This is a genomic window from Clostridium sulfidigenes, from assembly GCF_000732635.1.
Lineage (GTDB): Bacteria > Bacillota > Clostridia > Clostridiales > Clostridiaceae > Clostridium_J > Clostridium_J sulfidigenes.
In genome coordinates this window covers 1-22543 of record NZ_JPMD01000035.1, presented here as the reverse complement: position 1 = coordinate 22543, position 22543 = coordinate 1, and the positions used below count along the sequence as shown (strand labels likewise).

Annotated in this window: 16 protein-coding genes and 1 other annotated feature; all 16 genes read right to left on the bottom strand. The window is 30.8% G+C overall.

Translation table 11 applies throughout. From position 1 onward, the window contains the following. Window positions 1-57 precede the first annotated feature (57 nt). A complete protein-coding gene (locus IO99_RS13660) occupies window positions 58-633 on the bottom strand; it encodes an indolepyruvate oxidoreductase subunit beta (RefSeq protein WP_035134374.1) in 576 nt (191 codons plus the stop codon). A gap of 1 nt (window position 634) precedes the next feature. Further along, window positions 635-2401: an indolepyruvate ferredoxin oxidoreductase subunit alpha gene (gene iorA, locus IO99_RS13655; protein WP_035134373.1), complete on the bottom strand. Its 1767-nt coding sequence runs from the start codon at window positions 2399-2401 to the stop codon at window positions 635-637. A gap of 75 nt (window positions 2402-2476) precedes the next feature. Beyond that, a complete protein-coding gene (locus IO99_RS13650) occupies window positions 2477-3373 on the bottom strand; it encodes a phosphate butyryltransferase (protein ID WP_035134372.1) in 897 nt (298 codons plus the stop codon). 250 nt (window positions 3374-3623) lie between these two features. Further along, window positions 3624-4646, bottom strand: a complete 1023-nt coding sequence (locus IO99_RS13645; protein ID WP_035134371.1) for an alpha-hydroxy-acid oxidizing protein — start codon at window positions 4644-4646, stop codon at window positions 3624-3626. Window positions 4647-4669: 23 nt separating this feature from the next. Beyond that, on the bottom strand, window positions 4670-5143 hold the full coding sequence (locus IO99_RS13640) for a 2-thiouracil desulfurase family protein (RefSeq protein WP_035134370.1): 474 nt from the start codon (window positions 5141-5143) through the stop codon (window positions 4670-4672). Window positions 5144-5167: 24 nt separating this feature from the next. Beyond that, a complete protein-coding gene (locus tag IO99_RS13635) occupies window positions 5168-7534 on the bottom strand; it encodes an endonuclease MutS2 (RefSeq protein WP_035134369.1) in 2367 nt (788 codons plus the stop codon). 17 nt (window positions 7535-7551) lie between these two features. Continuing rightward, complete coding sequence (locus IO99_RS13630) at window positions 7552-9918, bottom strand: U32 family peptidase (protein ID WP_035134368.1); 2367 nt, start codon at window positions 9916-9918, stop codon at window positions 7552-7554. A gap of 176 nt (window positions 9919-10094) precedes the next feature. Then, window positions 10095-11087, bottom strand: a complete 993-nt coding sequence (locus tag IO99_RS13625; protein ID WP_035134366.1) for a glycosyltransferase family 4 protein — start codon at window positions 11085-11087, stop codon at window positions 10095-10097. A 166-nt stretch (window positions 11088-11253) separates the two neighbouring features. Then, window positions 11254-11856: a cell division protein ZapA gene (locus IO99_RS13620; protein WP_035134363.1), complete on the bottom strand. Its 603-nt coding sequence runs from the start codon at window positions 11854-11856 to the stop codon at window positions 11254-11256. A gap of 306 nt (window positions 11857-12162) precedes the next feature. Next, entirely contained in the window at window positions 12163-12834 is a 672-nt protein-coding gene (locus tag IO99_RS13615; RefSeq protein WP_035134362.1) for an ABC transporter ATP-binding protein, read from the bottom strand. Between the two features lie 21 nt (window positions 12835-12855). Further along, window positions 12856-15387: an ABC transporter permease gene (locus IO99_RS13610; RefSeq protein ID WP_035134361.1), complete on the bottom strand. Its 2532-nt coding sequence runs from the start codon at window positions 15385-15387 to the stop codon at window positions 12856-12858. A 287-nt stretch (window positions 15388-15674) separates the two neighbouring features. Further along, a complete protein-coding gene (gene pheT, locus IO99_RS13605; protein WP_035134360.1) occupies window positions 15675-18053 on the bottom strand; it encodes a phenylalanine--tRNA ligase subunit beta in 2379 nt (792 codons plus the stop codon). 18 nt (window positions 18054-18071) lie between these two features. After that, window positions 18072-19091 carry a phenylalanine--tRNA ligase subunit alpha gene (gene pheS / locus IO99_RS13600; protein ID WP_035134359.1) on the bottom strand — a complete coding sequence of 340 codons (1020 nt, stop codon included), beginning with the start codon at window positions 19089-19091 and terminating at the stop codon, window positions 18072-18074. Window positions 19092-19261: 170 nt separating this feature from the next. Next, window positions 19262-19476, bottom strand: a binding site (T-box leader). Window positions 19477-19579: 103 nt separating this feature from the next. Continuing rightward, a complete protein-coding gene (locus IO99_RS13595) occupies window positions 19580-20371 on the bottom strand; it encodes a TrmH family RNA methyltransferase (RefSeq protein WP_035134358.1) in 792 nt (263 codons plus the stop codon). Window positions 20372-20383: 12 nt separating this feature from the next. Next, window positions 20384-21043: a potassium channel family protein gene (locus tag IO99_RS13590; protein ID WP_035134357.1), complete on the bottom strand. Its 660-nt coding sequence runs from the start codon at window positions 21041-21043 to the stop codon at window positions 20384-20386. A 14-nt stretch (window positions 21044-21057) separates the two neighbouring features. Next, window positions 21058-22425: a TrkH family potassium uptake protein gene (locus IO99_RS13585; RefSeq protein ID WP_035134356.1), complete on the bottom strand. Its 1368-nt coding sequence runs from the start codon at window positions 22423-22425 to the stop codon at window positions 21058-21060. Window positions 22426-22543 lie beyond the last annotated feature (118 nt).

The window sequence follows — 22543 nt, the reverse complement described above, 5'->3', positions numbered from 1 at the left end:
CCAACCCCAATAATAATGAACAAGTTTAACCATGAAATTAACTCTTCAGATTTTCATCTATACTTCCATTCCTGCAACTAAAGCTTTCTTATTTAACTCTACAGCCTTTGCTGGCACTAATGAAGCTACAACCTCTTCCCAATTTACTTCCTTTATATCTAAGGCTTTAAGTAACGCTCCTAGTAATACAACGTTTTGTGCTTTCATATTACCTAGATCTTTTGCAATTTCTGCAGCTTTAATTATAACTGTATTTTCTGCTGTAGATCTTAGTGCCTCATTTACACCCTCTGGATATTTTTCTAGTCCTATTAGTACTGGTACAGGATGAATTTCATAATCATTTACTATTAAATGTCCACCTTCTTTTAAATAAGGTAGTGCTCTTAGTGCTTCACTTTTTTCAAAAGCAACTATGGCATCAGCTTTTCCTTTTTCTATTAAAGGAGAATATACCTTTTCTCCAAATCTAACTTGAGTAGTAACACTTCCTCCTCTTTGAGCCATTCCATGAACCTCAGACATTTTAACATCATAGCAATTTCTTAATAAGCCTTCAGATAATATTTTTGAAGCTAGGATAGTTCCTTGTCCTCCTACACCTATAAATAATATATTTTTTACTTCCTTCATATTATTCACCAACCTTTTCTATAGCATCAAATGGACAAACTTGCTTACATATTTCACAACCATTACACATGCTTTCATCTATTTCCACTACACCATTTTGGAATTTCAATGCTGGACACCCTGTTTTTAAGCACATTTTGCACTTCTTACATTTTTCTGCATCAACTTTACACTTTAAGTTAGCTCTTTTCTTCAATACGTCTTTTATTAAAGCACAAGGTTGTTTTGTAATAATTACAAAAGGTTCTGTGCTATCATGAGCTTCTTTTACAGCCTTTGAAGTTTCTTCTATTTTATATGGATCTACTACCTTTATATTTTCCTTTTTAATACCACATGCAAGGACTAAAGCTTCAATATCTACCATTGGAGCTTCTCTATTTTGAAGGGTTCTACCTGTTCCTGGATTTTCTTGGTGCCCTGTCATTCCTGTGATTCTGTTATCAAGAATTACAGTTACTATCGGTGTATTGTTATAAACACTTTCAATTAATCCAGTTACTCCTGAATGGAAGAACGTTGAATCTCCAATAAATGCAAATACCTTTTTATCTTCTCTATTAGCTACTATACTAGCTCTTTCCATTCCTACACCCGCTGATATAGAAGCACCCATGCAAATTACAGTATCAGTTACACTAAGTGGTGCATTCATACCAAGGGTATAGCATCCAATATCTCCAGAAGCTATTACATCCTTATATTTTGATACTGCATAGAATATTCCTCTGTGAGGACATCCTGGACATAGTACTGGTGGTCTAGAAGGTGGATTAGTATCTGCTGTATAAGTTATTTTATTTTCTTCTCCTAAAATACCTCTTCTAATAATGTCTGGATTTAGTTCTTCACATATAGGAATAACTTCCTTACCTATGCAGCTAATTCCTAAAGCTTTAACTGAATTTTCTAAGTATGGATCATTCTCTTCTACTACATATAATTTTTCTACCTTAGATGCAAACTCTTTAATCATTTCATCTGGTAATGGGTAAGAGAAACCTATCTTTAGGTATGATGCATTATCTCCAAAAACTTCTCTACAATATTCATAAGAAATACCACTAGTAATTATACCTATCTTTGTATTGCCCATTTCCATTCTATTAAGCTTTGTAGTATTAGAATATTGTCTTAGCTTCTCTAATCTCTCTTCTACTTCATAGTGTTTAATTTTTGAATGACCTGGAGTCATTATATATTTTTTAATATTTTTTTCATATGGCTTCACTTCTACAGCTTGTTTATCTCCAACCTCTACTACTGTTTTAGAGTGTGAAATTCTAGTTGTAACTCTAAATAAAACTAATGTATCAAATTTTTCACTTATTTCATATGCTTCCTTCATATAGTCAATGCATTCTTGTGAGTTTGATGGTTCAACCATTGCAACCTTAGCATGAGGAGCATAAAATCTGTTATCTTGCTCATTTTGAGAAGAGTGCATTCCTGGATCATCAGCAGTTACAACTACAAAACCTCCGTTAACTCCTTCATATGCCATAGTAAATAATGGGTCAGCAGCCACATTAAGTCCTACATGCTTCATTGTAGTAAGCACTCTTGCTCCTCCAATAGATGCACCTGACGCTACTTCAAAACCAACCTTTTCATTTGGTGCCCATTCTGCATATACACCTTCATATAATGCAAAGTTCTCTAATATTTCTGTACTAGGTGTTCCTGGATAAGCTGATGCTACATGACATCCAGCTTCATAGGCACCTCTAGCGATGGCTTCATTACCAGTCATTATAACCTTTTTCATATTCTCATTCCCCCATTAAAATTTATCTTTTAATAATTAATAACTACCCTACTTCAATTATTCCTCGATAATTATTTACACTAAAATGCTGCCTAATGCTATTGAATAGAGCTTTGACTTTGCGCTATCTGCTCTAGAAACCAACACTACAGGACATTTTGCACCTACAATTACCCCAGCACTTTCTGCGCCTGCAAAATAAGTCATAGACTTTCCTAAAAAGTTTCCAGCTTCAATGTTAGGTACAAGAAGTATATCTGCTTCTCCGGCTACATCACTTACAATTCCTTTATGGTGAGCAGCTTCCTTAGATATAGCATTATCTAGTCCCAGTGGTCCATCTATTAAACAACCTTTAATTTGTCCTCTCTTATTCATTGCAGAAAGAGCTGCAGCATCTAAAGTTGCCTGCATTGATGGATTAATCACTTCAACAGCACAAATCGGTGCTACCTTTGGCATATCTATTTCTAGTGCTTTTGACACTGTTACTGCATTTTTTATTATTCCTATTTTGTCTTTCAGTTCTGGATATGGCACCATTCCTCCATCTGTAAGAAGTAATAGCTTATCATAAGACTTTACATCATATACCATTACATGAGATAGTAGATTATTTGTTCTTAGATTTGCTTCCTTATTAAGTACAGCTTTTAATAAATCTGAAGTTCCAAGTAATCCCTTCATTACATAGTTAGCTTCACCCTTTGTCACCAATTCCACAGCTTTTGCTGCAGCCTTAATTATGTCACACTCATTAATTATTCTTACTCTAGATAAGTCTACATTAGAATCTTTTGATATAGTTTTAATTTCATCTTCATTTCCAACTAATATGGCATTTATGATACCCATGTCCACTGCTTTTATAACTGCCTCTAGAACAACACTATCTTGTGCTACTGCTACTGCCATAGTTTTCTTTTCTTTTTTCTTTGCTAATTCTAACAATTCTTCTAAACTTTTAACCATATTTTCACTCCTTATGTATAGGTTTACTAAAAAATTGAAATAAGTAGTAGATATCCAACACTTTTTTTTATAATATTTTATATTTTCTTACTTTTAAGTATAATGTGTAATCCTTTCTGAGTCAATTTTAACTGCTAAAGTGTAATAGTGTATTTTTTATTTAAAATTAACAAAAATAGATATCTTAAATTATACAATTTAAGATATCTATTAAAAATTTTTATTACTTTAAAAAACTTTACTTATTCGATTATTTTCTTTGGAATATAATTCTCTTATCTATACTATCTACATCTTTACATCCCGTAAGTACCATAGCAGATTTCAACTCTCCCTTTAATCCATGAACATAAGTTTTTACACCATCTCTTTTACCACCAAAGGATGCAGTTACAAAAGGCCTTCCTATTAATACAGCATCTGCACCAAGGGCTAAGAATTTAAGTACATCTACTCCTGTTCTTACTCCTCCATCAGCTAAAATCTTAACTTTACCTTTTACTGCTTTTGCAATATCTTCAAGAACATCTGCTACACCTGGAGTTTCATCTAAAACTCTACCTCCATGGTTAGAAACTACTATAGCATCTACACCTGCTTCTACTGCAAGTAATGCTTCATCTACTGTCATAATTCCCTTTAGTATAAATGGAAGTTTAGTACTATTAACTAATTCCTTTATCTCCTTTACTCCTTTAGGCATTACTGGCTTCCCATGAAGAGCTAAAGTTATAAGTCCACAGGCATCTATATCCACGCCTACGGCAAATGCTCCTGACTCCTCTGCTAATTTTATCTTTTCAATTATATTTTTATTTTCCCATGGTTTTATAAATACAATACCCTCACCATTAAACTCCTTTAACACTTTTAAATTAGTTGTTAAAAATGTATCTACTGCTGTATCTCCTACCATTGGGTATATACCTGCATCTAAAGTACCTCCAATAACCCAAGAAATATACTCTTCTTCAGAATACTTTCCACCCATGTTAAGAGTAGTTCCTGAAACTGGAGCTGCAAAAACTGGTATATCTAACTTCTTACCAAAAATCTCAATAGCTGTATCTGGATCCTTAGCATCGTGAATTACGCGCATATTAAGCTTATATCTTTCAAGAGCTCTAATGTTTTCTGTAAATGCATTTCCAGTACCTTTTCCACCCATACCTGGGACTTCTCCTGCACAAACAATTCCATTACATACATTACATACTTTACAACTATTATTTAAATTAACTCTAGCTTCTTTTCTAACATCACTATAATTCATAAAATCCCCACCTAACTATAAAATTAAATATTATTTTCCTCAAAGAATTTATCTAATTCATCTTCAGTATAAATCTTTATATTATTTCTAATTAAAAGCTCTGCTGTTACTCCATTACCTGTTTTTTTACCACCTGAAAAAGTACCATCATATATAATTCCTCTGCCACATGATGGACTCCTTGCCTTTAAAATAGCTGTATCAATTTTTAACTCTCTAGCTATATTTAATGTTTCCTCTGCACCTTTAATAAATTCACCAGTTACATCATCACTTACATCTCTTCCTAAAACCCTACATTTTCCATCTAAAACCATAGCACCATCACCATTTACAATCTCATGAGCTTCTCTAGGAGTCGCCTGTCCTCCAAGTTGCTCTGGACATACTGGTATAGCCTTCCCTTGTCTTAAAAGTTCAAGAATTTTTTCATTTAAATTATTGTTACCGTCATATTTGCAGTTAATACCACAAAGACATCCACTTACCAAAATCATTTCGTCAACCCCTATACTCTAGTATTACTTTAACTCAACCACAGTAACTCCTGTTCCACCTTCTCCATAATTACCAAGTCTATAGCTTTTAACATGGGGATGATGTTTTAATAAATCAGTTATAGAACTCTTAAGTACTCCTGTTCCTTTACCATGAATTACTGTAACTTCGCCCAGACCACCAAGATAAGCTTCATCTAAATACTTATCTGTGGTATAAATAGCCTCCTCGGAATCCATACCCCTTAAGTCTACTGAAGATGATACTGCTTTTAGATTAAGCTTAGCTTCTCTTCTTTGAACCTTAGCTTTTTTCTTATTTTCACTAGACACTTTTCCCTTCCTTAAATCCTTAAGCTTTACAGAGATTTTCATTATTCCAGCTTGAACTTGAACTTCTCCCTTATTATCCACCTCGGATACTACTATAACATTCTGATTTAAAGATGGAAGATATACCTCCTGTCCTTGAGTTACAGAGGTTAATCCTTCTCCCTTAGGCTCATCTTTTTTACTTAATTTTTCTTCCATGTTATCAAGAGAATCCTTTATCTTCTTTCTTTCATTCTCTATTTTAGTTCTTGCTTCTGAAGAATAGCCTAACTTTTCAAGTTCTCTTATGTTTTTAACAATGGAATCAGCTTCTTCCTTAGCAGCTTTTATAAGCTCTTTAGCTTCTCGTTGTGCTTCATAGATAGCTTTTTCTCTAACATTTTCGAACTTATATAACTTTTCTTCATATTTATTTTTTAGTTTTTCTGCTTCTGCTTTTAACCCTTCTGCCTTCCTAGCATCATTTTCTGCTTTAATGCTCTTTTGCTGAAGATTTTGTATTAACTCTTCAAACTTTAAGCTCTCAGTGGATATATTTTCTTTAGCACTATTTATAATATACTCTGGAAGACCAAGCCTTCTTGATATTTCAAAGGCATTAGATTTACCTGGCACACCTATAAGCAAATTATAAGTTGGTCTTAAAGTTTCAACATCGAATTCTACAGAGCCATTTTCTACTCCAACAGTTTTTAAAGCATAACCTTTAAGTTCACTATAGTGGGTAGTTGCTACTATTTTTGTATTTCTATCCCTTAAATTATCCAAAATACTCATAGCAAGAGCTGCACCCTCCGTTGGATCTGTTCCTGAACCAAGCTCATCAAAAAGTGCTAAAGTATTTTCATCTGCTTCATTAATAATATTTACTATATTAGTCATATGAGATGAGAAAGTAGATAAACTTTGTTCTATACTTTGTTCATCACCAATATCAGCAAATATATTTGAGAATACACTAACAGCTGAACCTGCTCTTGCAGGAATCATCATTCCACTCATAGCCATAAGCTCTATTAAACCTACAGTTTTAAGTGTTACAGTTTTACCTCCTGTATTAGGACCTGTAATAACTAAAGAAGTAAACTCTCTACCAAGATAAATAGTGCTTGGTACTACTACCTTTTGGTCTATTAAAGGATGCCTAGCCTCTATTAAATCTATAATTCCTTTATCATTTACCTCTGGACATATACAATTTAATTCATTGGCATATTTAGCTTTTGCAAATATAAAATCTAATTCCCATATAATACTTCCATTATTCTCTATAACATCAATGTTGCCTGCAACTTTTAAGGTAAGTTCCTTAAGAATTCTATTTATTTCTGCCTTTTCTTTATTTCTAAGTTCTCTTATTTCATTATTAAGATCTACTAGTCCCATAGGCTCTATAAATAATGTAGCACCTGTACCACTCTGGTCATGGATCAAACCCTTAACCTGTTCTTTGTACTCAGATCTTACAGGAAGTACATATCTATCTCCTCTTACAGTATAAAGACTTTCTTGAAGATATTTAGAGTAGGTTCTAACCATGCTATTAACTCTGTCTTTAATGGAAGAGCTTTTATCTTTTAGTTTCTTTCTAATTATAAATAAAGTTTCACTAGCTCTATCTGCAATTTCATCCTCTCCAATAATAGCTCTAAAGATTTCATCTTCAATATTCTTAAAGGGAACTATACCTGCTATTATATCTTCCAAAACTCTATAAGTTGTTTCCTCGTCCTTACTCTGTACATATTCTTTAAAATTTCTAGAACTTTTAAGCATATTACCAATTCTAAGTAATTCTACTGGCATAAGTGTAGAATTTTTCTTAGCTCTTAAAAGCGCTTCCCTAACATCATATATTCCTTCAAAGGGTGGTGCACTTTTTGTAGTTAATAAAATTAATGCTTCCTTAGTCTCCTCTAAATGCTCTTTGATTTCATAGAGATTGTTATATGGTTTCAGATTATCAATTAAATCTTTCCCCGCTTTTGTAACTGTATACTTTTTTAATATTTCCTTGATTTTATAATACTCAAGTACTTTAAAGGTCTTTTCATTCATTTCTTATCCCCTACTTTCTATTCAATTCCCCTCTTATAATGTCCTTTTGTAGTTTTCCCTAAATCTACATCTTCATCTTTAAATATATATTCCATCACCTTTAAAACCTGATTATAATCTTCATCTATAAAGTCAACTCTATAATTGTTAATATTATTTTTCCTTAATTCCTTAATGAATGGAACTATATTTACAGGTAATGCATTATATATATGGCTTCTACAATATTTATCCGTAGTAACCAGAAACTCTTCATTCATCCTATCTCTTAATACAAATTTATCCTTGTCACATCTGAAATTACAGTTTGAAGTAGAGCTCTTATCACCAAAGGTACTACCAATTACACAGTATTCACTTACCATAAGTTCATACTTACCATAAACTACTACTTGTACTGGAGTTTTAATATTTTTAGCTATAGAAAACATTTCTTTATTGTTAAGTTCTACACTTAAAGCTGATATATCTGTATACCTATTATAAAAATCATAGCTTTCACTATTTAAAATATTTAACTTATAATCTCCAATTATGTTAAGTCTGTTTTTAAACACATTTATTATACCTAAATTAGCTGTAATTAACCCCTTAATTTTAGAAATATTCTTTTCTATAGCTTCAGTAACTAAATTAAATTCACTTTTTATTATATTAGGAACAATCATATATAAATTTTCATAATCTACTTCTTCTAAATTAAAACCTTCACCCTTTTTAAATAAATCTACTCCTATAGCTGGAGCTATATCTGGATTTTCACCTATAAAACTTAATACACTTTTTAATTGTTCTAGAGTTTTAACGCATATTAGATACTCATCATTAAATATATCTTTAGCTTCTTTAGAATTCCTATTAAATTCTTTATAAGCCTTTTCTTCCACATGCCGTTTATCACGAATTTTAATATACTTCATTATATCTTCAATAAGCTCACGTCTTACACTATTTATAGATGATACCCTTAAAAATCCTTCTTCAAAGGTTTCAAATTCAATGTTTTCTAGTTTAAAAGGAGTATCCCCTAACTTATTGAGATTTTTAATTATGGCTTCCTTATCCATAGGCTTATTAGCTGCAACCTCTACATTTTCTCCATAGACTTCAAATTCTTTTTCCTGATAAACCGTAGATAAATAAAATCTTTCTCCTGGAGCAAATCTAACCTTTATAGTTAAGGGTAACTTTACACCATAAATATCTTCATAATTTTTTTGAAGTTTAGTTAAAAGTTCAGTATCTGAAGTTACATATACTTTATCTCCAACCTTATATTTAGTAGGCATAAGCTTCACTTTTTCGCCTTCAAAGGCCTCTTTAACCTTTTCTTTCCCCTTTAAAATATTTGTGATTGTAAATCCACTATTATCAGTTCTAACTCCATCTTGAGCTTTTATATTCTTTTGAAGCTGTATGGTTAAATCTTTTTCAACGGTGCCTAAAAATACTCCTGTATTTTTGGGGCAATTATATGCCATCATGTCTCTTCCAATGTTTCCTCTAAGATATGCCTTGGAAAACCCCTCTCTATTAAATAATTGATTTAGTATGGCCTTTTTAGGTGCTATCTCAAAACTTTTGTTATGATACACACTATCTATAGCTTCTTTATAGGTAGTTACAACACCACTTACATATTCAGGCTTTTTCATTCTACCTTCTATTTTTAATGATGAAGTCCCACTTTCAATTAAACTTTTAATTTCATCTATAGTACAAGTATCCTTTGGACTTAATAGATACCCTTCTCTATTTTCTCCACTAGATTTTTTTATTATAGTATAAGGTAATCTACAGGGCTGCGCACATCTTCCTCTATTTCCGCTTCTTCCTCCTATGATACTACTCATAAGACATTGTCCAGAATAACTTATACATAATGCTCCATGGACAAATATTTCTGTTTCTATATCTAAGTCCTTTGAAATATATCTTATTTCATCTAGACTTAACTCCCTTGATAAAACTATTCTTTGAAAGCCCTCATTCTTTAAAAATATAGCCCCTTCTCCATTATGTATAGTCATTTGTGTGGATGCATGAATTTCAAAATCTGGTATAGCTTCTTTTATAATTTTAAATAATCCCATATCTTGAGTTATAATAGCATCTACACCAATTTCATATAAAAACTTCCCATATTCTAAAGCTTCATCTAACTCGTCTTCTTTTATCACAGTATTAAAGGCTATATATACTTTAACATTATATAAATGACAATAATTCACTACTTCTATTAATTCTTCTTCATTAAAATTATTTGCATAGGCTCTAGCAGAAAACTTACTCCCGCCCATATATATAGCATCTGCACCACCTTGAACAGCAGCATATATGCTTTCTTTACTTCCACCTGGCGCTAATAATTCTATTTTATCCATATGTTCTCAACTCCTATCAATAAGAAATGTCTTTATTCTATATTAAAAAAGTCATACTTATTTTATTAGTACTTATTTTTTACTTCTCATGGATTATTATATCACAATTCTCTTTGTTACAAACTGTAAAAAATAATAGGAGCTAATACCTTTTTATTGGTTAGCCCCTATACATCTTAATTCATCAATTTTAAATATCCCTCATATATGCCTTCTAACATATTATTCAAGTTGTAATTATATCTTATATATTCTTTTAGTTTATTATTTTTTCTTTTTACCCTACTTTTCTCTACTGCTAATTTTATACTATTATGATTATAAGGATCACAATATATTGCCATATCCTTAAAATATTCCTTTGAAGCCCCTTCCTCCGTAACCACTATGTTACATCCATAAGCTGCTGCCTTAAGGGATGATAAACTTGTAACTTCTGAAAAACTAGCTAATACGTGAGCATTAGAAAAGGTGTATGCATTATACAAATCATAGTCATTCATAAATCCTAAGTAATGGGTAGTAGGATAAGCTAAACATTCTTTTAAGTAACGCTCCTCTGATGCTGTCCCAATTAGAACTAAATCTACTCCTATTTCATTACATATCTTGCTCAATTCTAATTGGTTTTTCACTTCACAAATTCTCCCTACGCACAATATATAATTATCTAAATTATATCTCTCCTTAAAATTATATAAAGGAACCTCATCATAATTTATATCTACTCCATTATAAACAACTTTAATATCTCCCTTTGTAGTGAAATCCCTGATTATTAAAGACTTTTCGTATATACTATTGCAAAATATGATTTTACTCTTCTTCAAAATTAATTCCTTATAAGCTTTGCAATTATTCCATAGATTTTTTCGTTCCATATTATCACTATATTCGAAAAACTTCTCCATATTAAAATACATCGGTGATACTACTATACTACATTTACTATTACTAGCTAATTTAAAATGTTTATAAGCATCAAATATATTTTTAATATCAAATAGATGTACTATATCATAATCATCATAATTAGCCTCCTCATTGGCTCCACATATATCTACATTAACCCCTTTCTCTTTTAAAAAAGTGTATATTTTAAATATTATAGTAGTATCTCCTGAACTTAAATTTATATAATTACTTCTAGCACATAGCAAAACTTTCATGTATAATCCCCCTAAGAATTATGGTTTTACCTAATACCTATGCCCATAAAATTTTAATTATCACAATATTAAAGAATAAAATTATATTTAATTCATAAATATAGCTAATTATCCTAAAATAAAAAATAGGCGATAATATATAAATATAATATTATCACCTAAACTTTTACTTTTTTCTTACATTAACTTGTCCATTTTTCATAAGCTGAAGGTTTTTATCCTCAATCTCATGACTAAGTTGCTCTAGCTGTCTTACTCTAGCTATTTGGTCATATCTTAAATTATTATTTTCAGATAGAAGCTTTTTGTTAAAGGTCATTTGTTTTTTATTATCCTTTTTTAACTCTTGAACAACCTGGTCCATAAGTTCTAATTGCTCTTTAAGATATGTAACCTCATCCTTTAGCTTTCCTATCTCCTCATCCTTATCCGTAGTGCTAATTTTTCTTAAGTCTTCATTTTCTTTTTTTGCAGCCTGTAAATCTCTTTTTAATCCTTCTACCTCGGAAATAAGATTTTTTTGTTCCTTTGCAATCATTTTATAATTTTCATTTGCCCTTTCATAGGCCTCTTTATTTTTAAAAACCTCATCTCCTAAATTAATTGCTGCAAGAATAGTAGCATCAGGACGACTTATTTTAGAATTCTTAAACATTAGACTATTTATTTTATTATCTACATATTGAGCAACCATTTGTAGATATTCATCATTTTCTTCTCCTCTAAGGTTATATTCCATTCCATTTATCTTAACTGTTATAATGCTCACATAAACACCCTCTTAATTATAAATTTACATCTGCATAAACTTATAATCATTTTAACATATATTAGCTATTTATTAAATAAGGTATTTAATAAATATTCCAAATACTTGTCAACAATATGTTTCATAAAACTTAATTAAATATAAATATGCTATGTTATCATACATATTTCATATTTATATTGTAATATTTTACCATATAACCAAACCACAGTTTATTATAAAGATTATTCTTTTCTAACTACCAAATCATTGCAATTAAAAAATGTTACACAACTATCTTTTTAAATTAGTTATGTAACATTCTTCTTATTTACCCTCTACAATCATTCCATCGGAAATAGTAATAATTCTATCTGCCATTTGTGCTATACTACCATCGTGAGTAATCATGATTAGTGTTTGGTTATACTTTTCTATGGTTGATTTTAGTAGTTGCAATACTTCTTTACTATTTTTACTGTCTAAATTTCCTGTAGGTTCATCTGCAAATATTATGGACGGTTTATTAGCTAGTGCTCTAGCAATGGATACCCTTTGCTGCTGTCCTCCAGATAGTTCACCTGGAAGATGTTTTCTTCTTTCTTTTATATCAAGAACATCCATAAGCTCCTTAATATATCCTTCATCTACCTTTTTACCATCCATTAACACTGGAAGTTTTATATTTTCCTCTGCTGAAAGTATAGGAATTAAATTAAAGGCTTGAAATATAAATCCTATGTTCTGTCTTCTATATCTAGATAACTCATTTTCACTTAACTCATAAATATCTTGTTCATTAATAAATACATTTCCTGCTGAAGGCTTATCTAGTCCTGCAAGGAGGTGAAGCAACGTACTTTTTCCAGAACCACTAGGACCTACTATAGCTACAAATTCTCCTTCTTTAATCTCTAAATCCGTAGGTTTTAATGCCTTTACTGCTGTTTCATTCATTCCATAGGTTTTAGCTAGACCACTGGTTTTTACCATACTCATATTAATTCCTCCATTACTCTTCTACTCTACATCCCTAATACTCTCAACAATACTTGATTTAAACAATATTCTTGATGGTAATATGGATGATAGTAGTGTAATTATAATTGTAACTATTATAATTATAGTCATTTGGCCTATTGGTATATGCCAGCTTATAATCTGACCTAGCCAAAGCTCTGAATTCTTAGTTATAATTGCTGAAATTCCTAAAGTTAATAGTACCGAAATTACAGAAGAGACTATTCCATAAATGGCACCTTCCCACATTATGATTTTCTTCACCTGCTTTCCACTAAGGCCCATAGCTCTTAGGAATCCAAACTCTTTTTTCCTAATGTTGGCACTCATATTCATGATATTTATAAGGTTTATTACACTTACTATAGCTACCACAATAACTATGCTATACATGGCAAATATTATTTGAGCGTTATTTATCTTTATTTTTTCTAATTCTTCTCTATAGGATAATAATGTAGCTCCCTTATCACTATTTACAGCTGCTCTTAACTCTTCTTCAACTTCTTCATAGTCATATCCATCCTTAACATTCCCTTCCCAATATTGATATTTAGTCATTTCCATATGTTTCTCCATGGCAGAGTCAGGTAGAATTATTGCTGATGAGTGTACTGTTGTACTTGGAGTACCTAAGGGTAATCCTTTTATTGCATCTTCACTAACTATAGCTCCAACTTTAAACTCTGGATAAGTTCCACCTAAAAATTCTCCATTATCATTTAACTTAGTAAATGAAGGTTGTACCACATCTCCCACAGATAAATTAGTGTAGTTCAATCCATCTATATTTTGTACAAGAATTAATATATCTTCATTTTTCATCTTGTTTATATCTATCTCACCAGCAATGACATTTTTCTTTAAATCTTCTAACTCCTCATCACTACGTCCTAAAATTGTAACTTCTATTAAATATCTATCATTAAATATACACTGTGATATATACTGTGTAGACTTTCCTAATTCTTCATAGATTCTTAATCCTTCTTCTGTATAATTTTCTTTTTCAATATCCATAGTTGTGCCTCTTCTCTTAAGCTTTAAAGTTACATCCAATCCTTCCACAGAAGAAACCTTTTCTACGGATAATCCACTTTTAGAATCAACTTTAAAATCTACCTTGAAGCTATCTTTAAAGATTGCCACAGGATTTGTAGAACCTACTACATAATTTACTGTCATAAACATGGTTATAGTTATAATTAAAGATAAACATGTAGATAAAAATCTTTTTTTATTTCTAATTATATTTATAAATGCCAAATTGATTTCAAAAGATAACTTTTTTAAAATAGATTTATCTAAACTTCCTCTCATACTACTACTCTGTAAACTAGTATTGGCTCCTCCATTTATAGCCTCTGTAGGTGAGATAATTGAGGCTTTTCTTGCTGGAAAATAAGTTCCTATAAATGCAGTTAAAAGCCCTACTACAATTGCTACTAAGATAATTTTAGTATCCAGTGTCCTCACTGTACCTAAATTCTCTATTCCAGTGACCATTTTTATAATATACCTAGTTATCCAGTTTCCTAATAAAATTCCTATAGGAATAAATACAATGGTTATAAGCATTCCTTCAATTAAAATCATGGCCTTTATTTTCCATGGAGGACATCCCATTGCCCTAAGCATACCAAATTCTTTAGTTCTCTCTGATACACTAACATTAAATATGTTATAAATTATTACACTAGAAATTACTATTAATATTAATGAAACAAAAAACATTATAGTATCATATTTTTCATATTCACTTTTTAATTCTAACTTTTGTTCATTAGCAAAAAATCCGCCTGTAGGATATCCTGATTCCATTAACTTCTTCACAGCATCCTCAGCAGAATAAGATGGTTTTATCATTATATATCCGTCAGCTTCCACACTTTGCATAGTAAGCTTTTTTTCCTTTAATATCTTTGCTCCAAATTCAGGTGTAATATATGCATTTCCTTCCTTTGGATAGAACCAGTTTCTATAGGTAAAATCATAAGTCCCTGTAAGCATAAACTCGGTTTCACCATTTTCATAATAAAACTCTGTCCCTCTGCCTCTATGAACTATGGTATAAGGAATAGTTATCTTATCTCCTATTTCATACCTTTTAGGAAATAAATCTAAAATCCACTTTTCTATAGCTATTTCATTATCTTTTTCTGGATATCTACCTTCTAGCAATTCTAAATTTAATATATCTTTAGCATTTCCTTTAAAGGCTGAAATTTGAAGACTATTATCTGTATTCGGCACATCATATCTGCCAATTGGCCAAACCGTAGTAACTTCTTTTACAACCTCTTCTTTTGCAACTCTATCAAAATCAACATAACCTAAAGTTCCTAAATATATATCATGTATTCCTCCTGAATCATCCTTCATCTTCTGATATAGCGATTCCTTTAAAGCTTCTGATATGGTGCCTAAGGATACTATTAGTGCCATAGATACTATAATACCTAAAGCTACAAAGGTAATTCTTTTTTTCCCCTTTTTAATATAACGTGGAATAATACCCCAAAAACTTTTCATCTTTTCCCCTCCTTAACTTTCCCCCTATTAGCTGATATAACTATATTTTTACATGTAAAATATTATAACTTTAATATATATATATCCATAATTGTACATTAATGAGTATGCACATTCAATGTTATCAGTACTTTTTTGTAAAATCGTAAATTATTTTTATAATCCTTGTCATACTCCTTTATAAGTCTTACAAAACCCTTTACTTTAATCAACTAGGGGAGCCTTATATAAAACTTACCATAAAAATAAGTAGGTGTAAATTTACACCTACTTACTATAATTAATAATTATCTTAATTCTGCACCTAACTTATGCTCTAAGCTTCTTAAAATCTTATCATGAACCTTATTTACTTCAGTATCAGTTAAAGTTTTATCTGCATGTCTATAGGTTATAGCATAAGCTATACTTTTCTTACCGTCTGGAATTTGACTTCCTTTATAAACATCAAATAGTTTAGCACTTTCTAAGATGCCGCCACCTTGCTTTTTAATAGTGTCTTCTATCTCTTGTACTAGAACTCTATCATCTACTAAAACTGCAATATCTCTTGTTACTGCTGGGAATTTAGGAAGTGCTTTATGTTTTTTGTCTATCTTAGCACATTCCATTAACATATCTAAATTTAATTCAGCAACAAAACATCTTGTATCTATACCATAATTTTCACTTACATCTGGATGAATTTCACCTAAAACTCCAGAAATTTTATTTCTAAGTTTTAATGCAGCAGTTTTTCCTGGGTGGAAGCTAGGGTTCTCACTTTCTCTAATAAAAATTCCCTTATCTATTCCTAAAGCATCTAGTACATTTTCTACTACACCTTTAAGTTCTAAATAATCTCCCGCTCCATACATTCCTAAGGTTAAAATATTTCTTTCTTCTGGCAACTTCTCTTCATCAGTATTTTTTATATATACTTTACCTATTTCAAAAAGCATTGCACTTTCATTACTCTTTACATAGTTTCTAGTTAAAGATTCCATCATTGATGCAAGAGTAGTAGTTCTCATAACCTTGAAATCTTCTCCTAGAGGATTTCTAATTTCAACTACATTTCTAAGTTCACTATCTTGTGGAATTAAAAGTTTATCAAAAATTTTATTGCTTACAAAGGAATAACTTATAGATTGATTTATCCCACTAGCTACTAAAGCTTCTATTATTTTATCTTCTAGCTTATGCTTATCTGATTTTCCAGACTTTATAGCCTCACAATGAGGAAGGGTAGATTCAAAATTATTATATCCATGAATTCTAGCAATTTCCTCTGCTATATCCTCTTTTATATTTAGATCACTTCTAAATGTTGGACAATTAACAACTAAAACATCACCTTTAATTTCTGTAGTCAAATCTAATCCATCTAAATATCTTTTCATATCTTCTTTTGATATATTGCTACCTAAAAATCTATTAACCCAGTTACTATCTACTTCTAAGGTATGAGTTTCTTTAACTTCATTATATATATCTATAACCCCAGTCATAATCTTACCTGCACCTAATTCTTCCACTAGGGCACATACTCTATCTATAGCTAACTTACATAGGTTTGGATCTAAATCCTTCTCAAATTTAGTTGAAGCTTCTGTTCTAAGTCCTAACTTTTTAGATGTATTTCTTATATTAAGACCATTAAAATTTGCACTTTCTAGAACTATCATAGAAGTATCTTCTTTAACCTCTGAGTTTAATCCTCCCATAACTCCTGCAAGTCCTATAGTTTTATCCCCATCCTTTATACAAAGCATAGTACTATCTATAGTTCTTTCCTCTTCGTCTAAAGTAACAAATTTTTCTCCATCTTTTCCAGTATCAACTACTATAGTATTAGATACTATATCTCTAGCATCAAAGGCATGTAATGGTTGACCTAACTCTAACATAACAAAGTTTGTTATATCTACAATATTATTAATAGGTCTTACATCAGCTTCTAATAATCTCTCTTGCATCCACTGTGGTGATGGTTCTATCTTTATATTGCTAATTCCTTTAGCCATATATCTTCTACATAGTGGACTCTTAATTTCTACTTTATAACTATCAGTTATATTAGTTTTATCTTCTTGACTATATTTAAGATTTGGCATTTTATAAGTTAACCCTAAGGTAGCTGCTGTTTCTCTTGCCATTCCAATTATACTAAAGCAATCTGCTCTATTAGAAGTTATTTCAAAGTCAATAATAGCACTTTCAAGAGGTATTACAGACTTGATATCTACTCCAATAGATGTATCTTTAGGTAATATCATAAGTCCATGTACTGGCTCATCTCCAGCAATTCCAAGCTCTTCTTCTGAGCAGAACATACCGTTTGATACTACTCCTCTTAATTTACCTTTTTTTATTTTAAGTCCGCCATGCAGCGTTGCTCCGTGTAGTGCTACTGGAATAATATCCTGCTCCTTCATATTTGTAGCAGCAGTTACTATTTGTATTTCTTCCTCTTTGTTAATATCCACTGCACATACAACTAGTTTTTCTGCATCTGGATGTCTTTCTATCTTTGTTATCTTTCCTGTAACTACATTAGAAATTTCATCTCCTGTAAGTATAACCTCTTCAACATGAGACCCTGAAAGATTTAATGCATCTGCAAGTTCTACAGGGGAAACATTTATATCAACATAGTCTTTTAACCATTTAACTGGATACTTCATAATCTTCCTCCTTATATATTAAAACTGATTTAAAAATCTCATATCACTTTCATATAATAATCTAATATCTTCAATTCCGTATTTTAACATTACAATTCTGTCTAGTCCAAATCCGAAAGCAAAACCGCTATATTTTTCTGGATCAATTCCGCAATTTCTAAGTACTTGTGGATGCACCATACCACAGCCTACAATTTCTATCCATCCACTACCTTTACAAACTTTACATCCCTTACCTCCACATACAAAGCAAGTTGCATCCATCTCTGCTGATGGTTCTGTAAATGGGAAGTGGTGTGGTCTAAATTTAACCTTCATGTCATCTCCAAACATCTTTTGGATAAACATTTCTAGTGTTCCCTTTAAGTCTCCAAAGGTAATATTTTCTGCCACTACTAATCCCTCAATTTGATAGAATATTGGTGAATGAGTTGCATCTACAGCATCTGAACGATATACCTTTCCTGGTGCAATCATCTTTATTGGTGGCTTTTGATTTTCCATAGTTCTTATCTGGATTGGAGATGTCTGAGTTCTTAATACTATATTATCATTTATGTAGAAAGTATCTTGTTCTCCTCTCGCTGGATGATCCTTGGGTATATTTAAAGCTTCAAAATTGTAATGATCAAACTCTACTTCTGGTCCTTCTTCTATAGAAAAACCCATAGATAAAAATATATCATTTACTTGATCAAGAGTTAAACTTAATGGATGTTTTTTCCCCATAGTTTGTTTCTTTCCTGGCATAGAAATGTCTATTACTTCACTATTTAATTTTTCAGTCTTTTCTGCACTTCTAATAGCTACTACCTTTGTATCAATGGCACTTTCTATTTCTTCTCTTACTTCATTAGCAATTTTACCTACCACCGGTCTTTCTTCTGCTGATAGTTTTCCCATACCTCTTAAGATTGCAGTAAGCTCTCCTTTTTTCCCTAGATACTTTACTCTAATATTTTCAAGTTCAGCTTTATCTGTTACTTGACTTAGTTGTTCTAGGGCAATTTTTTTAATTTGTTCTAATTGTTCTTTCATATTCTAAGCTCCTTTCTAAAATTCATGAGTTCATTTAAAATTATGGATTAAAACTTTCTTTGGAAAAAAATTTTAACTTCATAATTAATGAAATTTTTACTTAATTCAAGTATATATAATAGTTTCTGAAATTAAGTTTTTGCTTTATAGACATAAAAAAACCGTCCCTAAAAAGGGACGGAAAATCCGCGGTACCACCCTAATTGAGTTTTATTAAAACTCCTCTTAGTAAATCTATCGACCATAGCCGCTAATTACTACTATTACTTCATAATTAGTACTCAGAAGTGAACTTCGATATAATCCTATAAGAACAGCTTTCAGTCTTTGGCTCTTCATCCCTTATATAAAAATATATATCTACTCTCTTCGTCATTGTATAAATATTTTATTTTACTAAACCAGTTTGGATACTATTTTACTTAAATAACATTTAAATCCTAACTTGATAGAAACATTATACATATAATATATAAAAATTTCAAGTATTAATACTTTTTATTTAACTTTTGTCTTACACCTTCATATATCATAATAGATGCAGCTATAGCAACATTTAAGGATTCTGTATTTCCTAGCATAGGAATTTTAACCTTAAAGGTAGCTAAATTCATAACTTCATCACTAATGCCATTACCTTCATTACCTACAGCTATTATTGCATTATCTACTAGATTAACTTCATAAAAGTTTTTTTCTGTGTCAAGGGAACTGCATACTAAATTATACCCTTCACTAATTAATCTTTTTGTGAAAACTAAATTTTCATCATGGATTATAGGAATATTAAATATGGAACCCATAGTAGCTCTTAAGGTTTTTTCATTGTATAAGTCTACTGTATCTTTACTTAAAATAACTCCCCTACAACCAGCACTATGAGCTGTTCTTATTATAGTTCCTAAATTGCCTGGATCTTGTATCTTGTCAGCTAAAATATACAGTCCATCTTCTTTATTGAAATTTTCCTCTTTCATTTGAAGTACAGCTAAAACTCCTTGAGAATTTTCTGTACCTGAAATATTTTTAAATAGACTGTCATTTATAATAAATAATTTTTCTTCATATTTATTAATATAAAAAGAAAATTTTTCTTTAAATTTATCAACTGAGCTTTCCTTTATAAAAAGTTTATCTATAATAAAATCTGATTTAAAACCTTCTTCTAGAAATCTAAATCCTTCTACAATAAACTTCTTATTTTCAACTCTATACTTTTTTTCTTTTAATTTTTTAATTTCTTTTAATGTATTATTATCCTTACTTTTTATAACCTGCACTTATAAATCTCCTTATCTAACTAAACTTTCAATTCCGTTTAGCTCAGCAGTTCCTCCTATGGCTACTATTATATCGCCTTCCTGTATAACCTCATCTGCAGCTGGAGATACCTCTATGTTATCATCCCTTTTAATAGCTACCACATTTACACTGTATCTCACTCTTAAATCTAACTCTTTTAGAGAGTGACCTTCCCATTCCTTTGGGGTAACAATTTCTGCAATGCTAAAGTCTGGTGATAACTCTATATAATCAAGTATGTTAGAAGAACAAAGGTTATGAGCAACTCTAATTCCCATATCTCTCTCTGGGAATATAACTCTATTGGCACCTATTTTATATAAAACTTTTGCATGCAATGCATTATTAGCCTTAGTTATAATATGCTTAACATTCATTTCTTTAACTAAAAGAGTAGATAGAATATTAGCTTGAATATCAGAACCAATACTAATTATAGCTACATCAAAATTACCAATTCCAAGGGCTCTTAGGCTAACCTCATCATTTGCATCTACTTGAACAGCATGAGTAACTCTTTCTGCAATGTTTTGAACAGCTTCTTCATCTATATCTACAGCTAATACATCATTACCAAGTGCATATAAAGTCTCTGCTACTGAAGTTCCAAATCTACCTAAACCAATAACTATAAATTGTTTTTTACTCATTAATATATCCCCCTTTATCCAACTAAGATTTTATCTTCTGGATACTTAATAGAATTTCCTCTTTTACTTTTTCTTATAGAAATTGCTACAACTAATGTAAGTGGCCCAACTCTACCTGCATACATAGTTAGAGCTACTATACCCTTGCCTATAGCCGTAAGCTCTTGAGTTAATCCTAATGTTAACCCAACAGTTCCAAAGGCTGAAGTAGCTTCATATAAATAATGTTCAAAAGGAGCACCCGATGCTCTTTCTGTAATAGATAATAATATGGTTGTAGTGAACACTAACGCCAATGCTATTACCACTACTGCTAAAGCCTTATATACAGTTTCTTTATTTATTTTTCTTTTAAATAACTCTGTATCTTCTCTTCCATTTATAACTGATAGTATTGTCATAAAAAGTACACCAGCTGTAGAAGTTTTTATTCCCCCAGCCGTTGATCCTGGTGAACCACCAATAAACATCAACATTATGGTTAAAAATGTAGATGCCATAGTCATCTTTGTCAAATCTATAGAATTAAATCCTGCTGTTCTTGGTGAAACCGATGCAAAAAATGCTGACAGCACTTTTTCTTTAATCCCCATAGGCTTTAAAGTATCTGGATTAGAAAGTTCAAATACAAGAAACATTATAAATCCAAATAAAATTAATCCTGCACTCACGGCTATTACCAGTTTAGTCTGTAGTGTTAATCTTTTTGTACGTTTATAATTAAATATATCATTCCATGCATAGAAACCTAGCCCACCAATTACTATTAAAGAAGATATAGTAAGTATTATCAAAGCATTATCACTATATGAAGTTAAACTACTATAATTCCCCATGAGATCAAATCCAGCATTACAAAATGCAGAAACTGCATGAAATATACTATAATATATACCTTTAATAATTCCAAACTCAGGTATAAATTCAAAGGAAAGCAGTAAAGCTCCTATAAATTCTATTGAAAAAGTAAATACTAATATATATCTAGCTAATTTTACTATTCCCTGAAGAGATGTTGAATTTAATGATTCCCTTATAATTAATCTTTCTTTAAGAGTTATTTTTTTACCAATAATTAATGATAAAAGTGTAGCAAAAGACATAAATCCAAGACCACCAATTTGTATCAAAATAAGTATTACTGTTTTTCCAAAATAGCTCCAATAAGTACCAGTATCTACAGTAACTAATCCTGTAACACAAACTGCAGAAGTTGATGTAAAAATACAATCAATAAATGGAGTTCCTACACCTTTTATAGTAGCAATAGGTAAGCTTAATAATAGGGCACCTGTAAATATTATAGTTGCAAATCCCATAGCTATTATTTGAACGGGAGTAAAGTTTTTACGCCTTAGAATATCCCTTAATCTTAACTGCATAGATAACACCTCAAACTTTTAAAAAAATTTATCACGATTATATATTTATATATAGTTTCCCCATTTCCTTATTAAAATATATATAGTATAAAAATGTAGCCATGGCTACATTTTWATA

What these genes read in the sequence shown, in the direction of transcription:
- IO99_RS13585 (WP_035134356.1), bottom strand. Translation starts at nt 22,425, where the DNA reads ATGCAGTTAAGATTAAGGGATATTCTAAGGCGTAAAAACTTTACTCCC.
- pheS (WP_035134359.1), bottom strand. Translation starts at nt 19,091, where the DNA reads ATGAAAGAACAATTAGAACAAATTAAAAAAATTGCCCTAGAACAACTA.
- IO99_RS13615 (WP_035134362.1), bottom strand. Translation starts at nt 12,834, where the DNA reads ATGAGTATGGTAAAAACCAGTGGTCTAGCTAAAACCTATGGAATGAAT.
- IO99_RS13630 (WP_035134368.1), bottom strand. Translation starts at nt 9,918, where the DNA reads ATGGATAAAATAGAATTATTAGCGCCAGGTGGAAGTAAAGAAAGCATA.
- IO99_RS13610 (WP_035134361.1), bottom strand. Translation starts at nt 15,387, where the DNA reads ATGAAAAGTTTTTGGGGTATTATTCCACGTTATATTAAAAAGGGGAAA.
- pheT (WP_035134360.1), bottom strand. Translation starts at nt 18,053, where the DNA reads ATGAAGTATCCAGTTAAATGGTTAAAAGACTATGTTGATATAAATGTT.
- IO99_RS13650 (WP_035134372.1), bottom strand. Translation starts at nt 3,373, where the DNA reads ATGGTTAAAAGTTTAGAAGAATTGTTAGAATTAGCAAAGAAAAAAGAA.
- IO99_RS13625 (WP_035134366.1), bottom strand. Translation starts at nt 11,087, where the DNA reads ATGAAAGTTTTGCTATGTGCTAGAAGTAATTATATAAATTTAAGTTCA.
- IO99_RS13590 (WP_035134357.1), bottom strand. Translation starts at nt 21,043, where the DNA reads ATGAGTAAAAAACAATTTATAGTTATTGGTTTAGGTAGATTTGGAACT.
- IO99_RS13635 (WP_035134369.1), bottom strand. Translation starts at nt 7,534, where the DNA reads ATGAATGAAAAGACCTTTAAAGTACTTGAGTATTATAAAATCAAGGAA.
- IO99_RS13645 (WP_035134371.1), bottom strand. Translation starts at nt 4,646, where the DNA reads ATGAATTATAGTGATGTTAGAAAAGAAGCTAGAGTTAATTTAAATAAT.
- IO99_RS13640 (WP_035134370.1), bottom strand. Translation starts at nt 5,143, where the DNA reads ATGATTTTGGTAAGTGGATGTCTTTGTGGTATTAACTGCAAATATGAC.
- iorA (WP_035134373.1), bottom strand. Translation starts at nt 2,401, where the DNA reads ATGAAAAAGGTTATAATGACTGGTAATGAAGCCATCGCTAGAGGTGCC.
- IO99_RS13660 (WP_035134374.1), bottom strand. Translation starts at nt 633, where the DNA reads ATGAAGGAAGTAAAAAATATATTATTTATAGGTGTAGGAGGACAAGGA.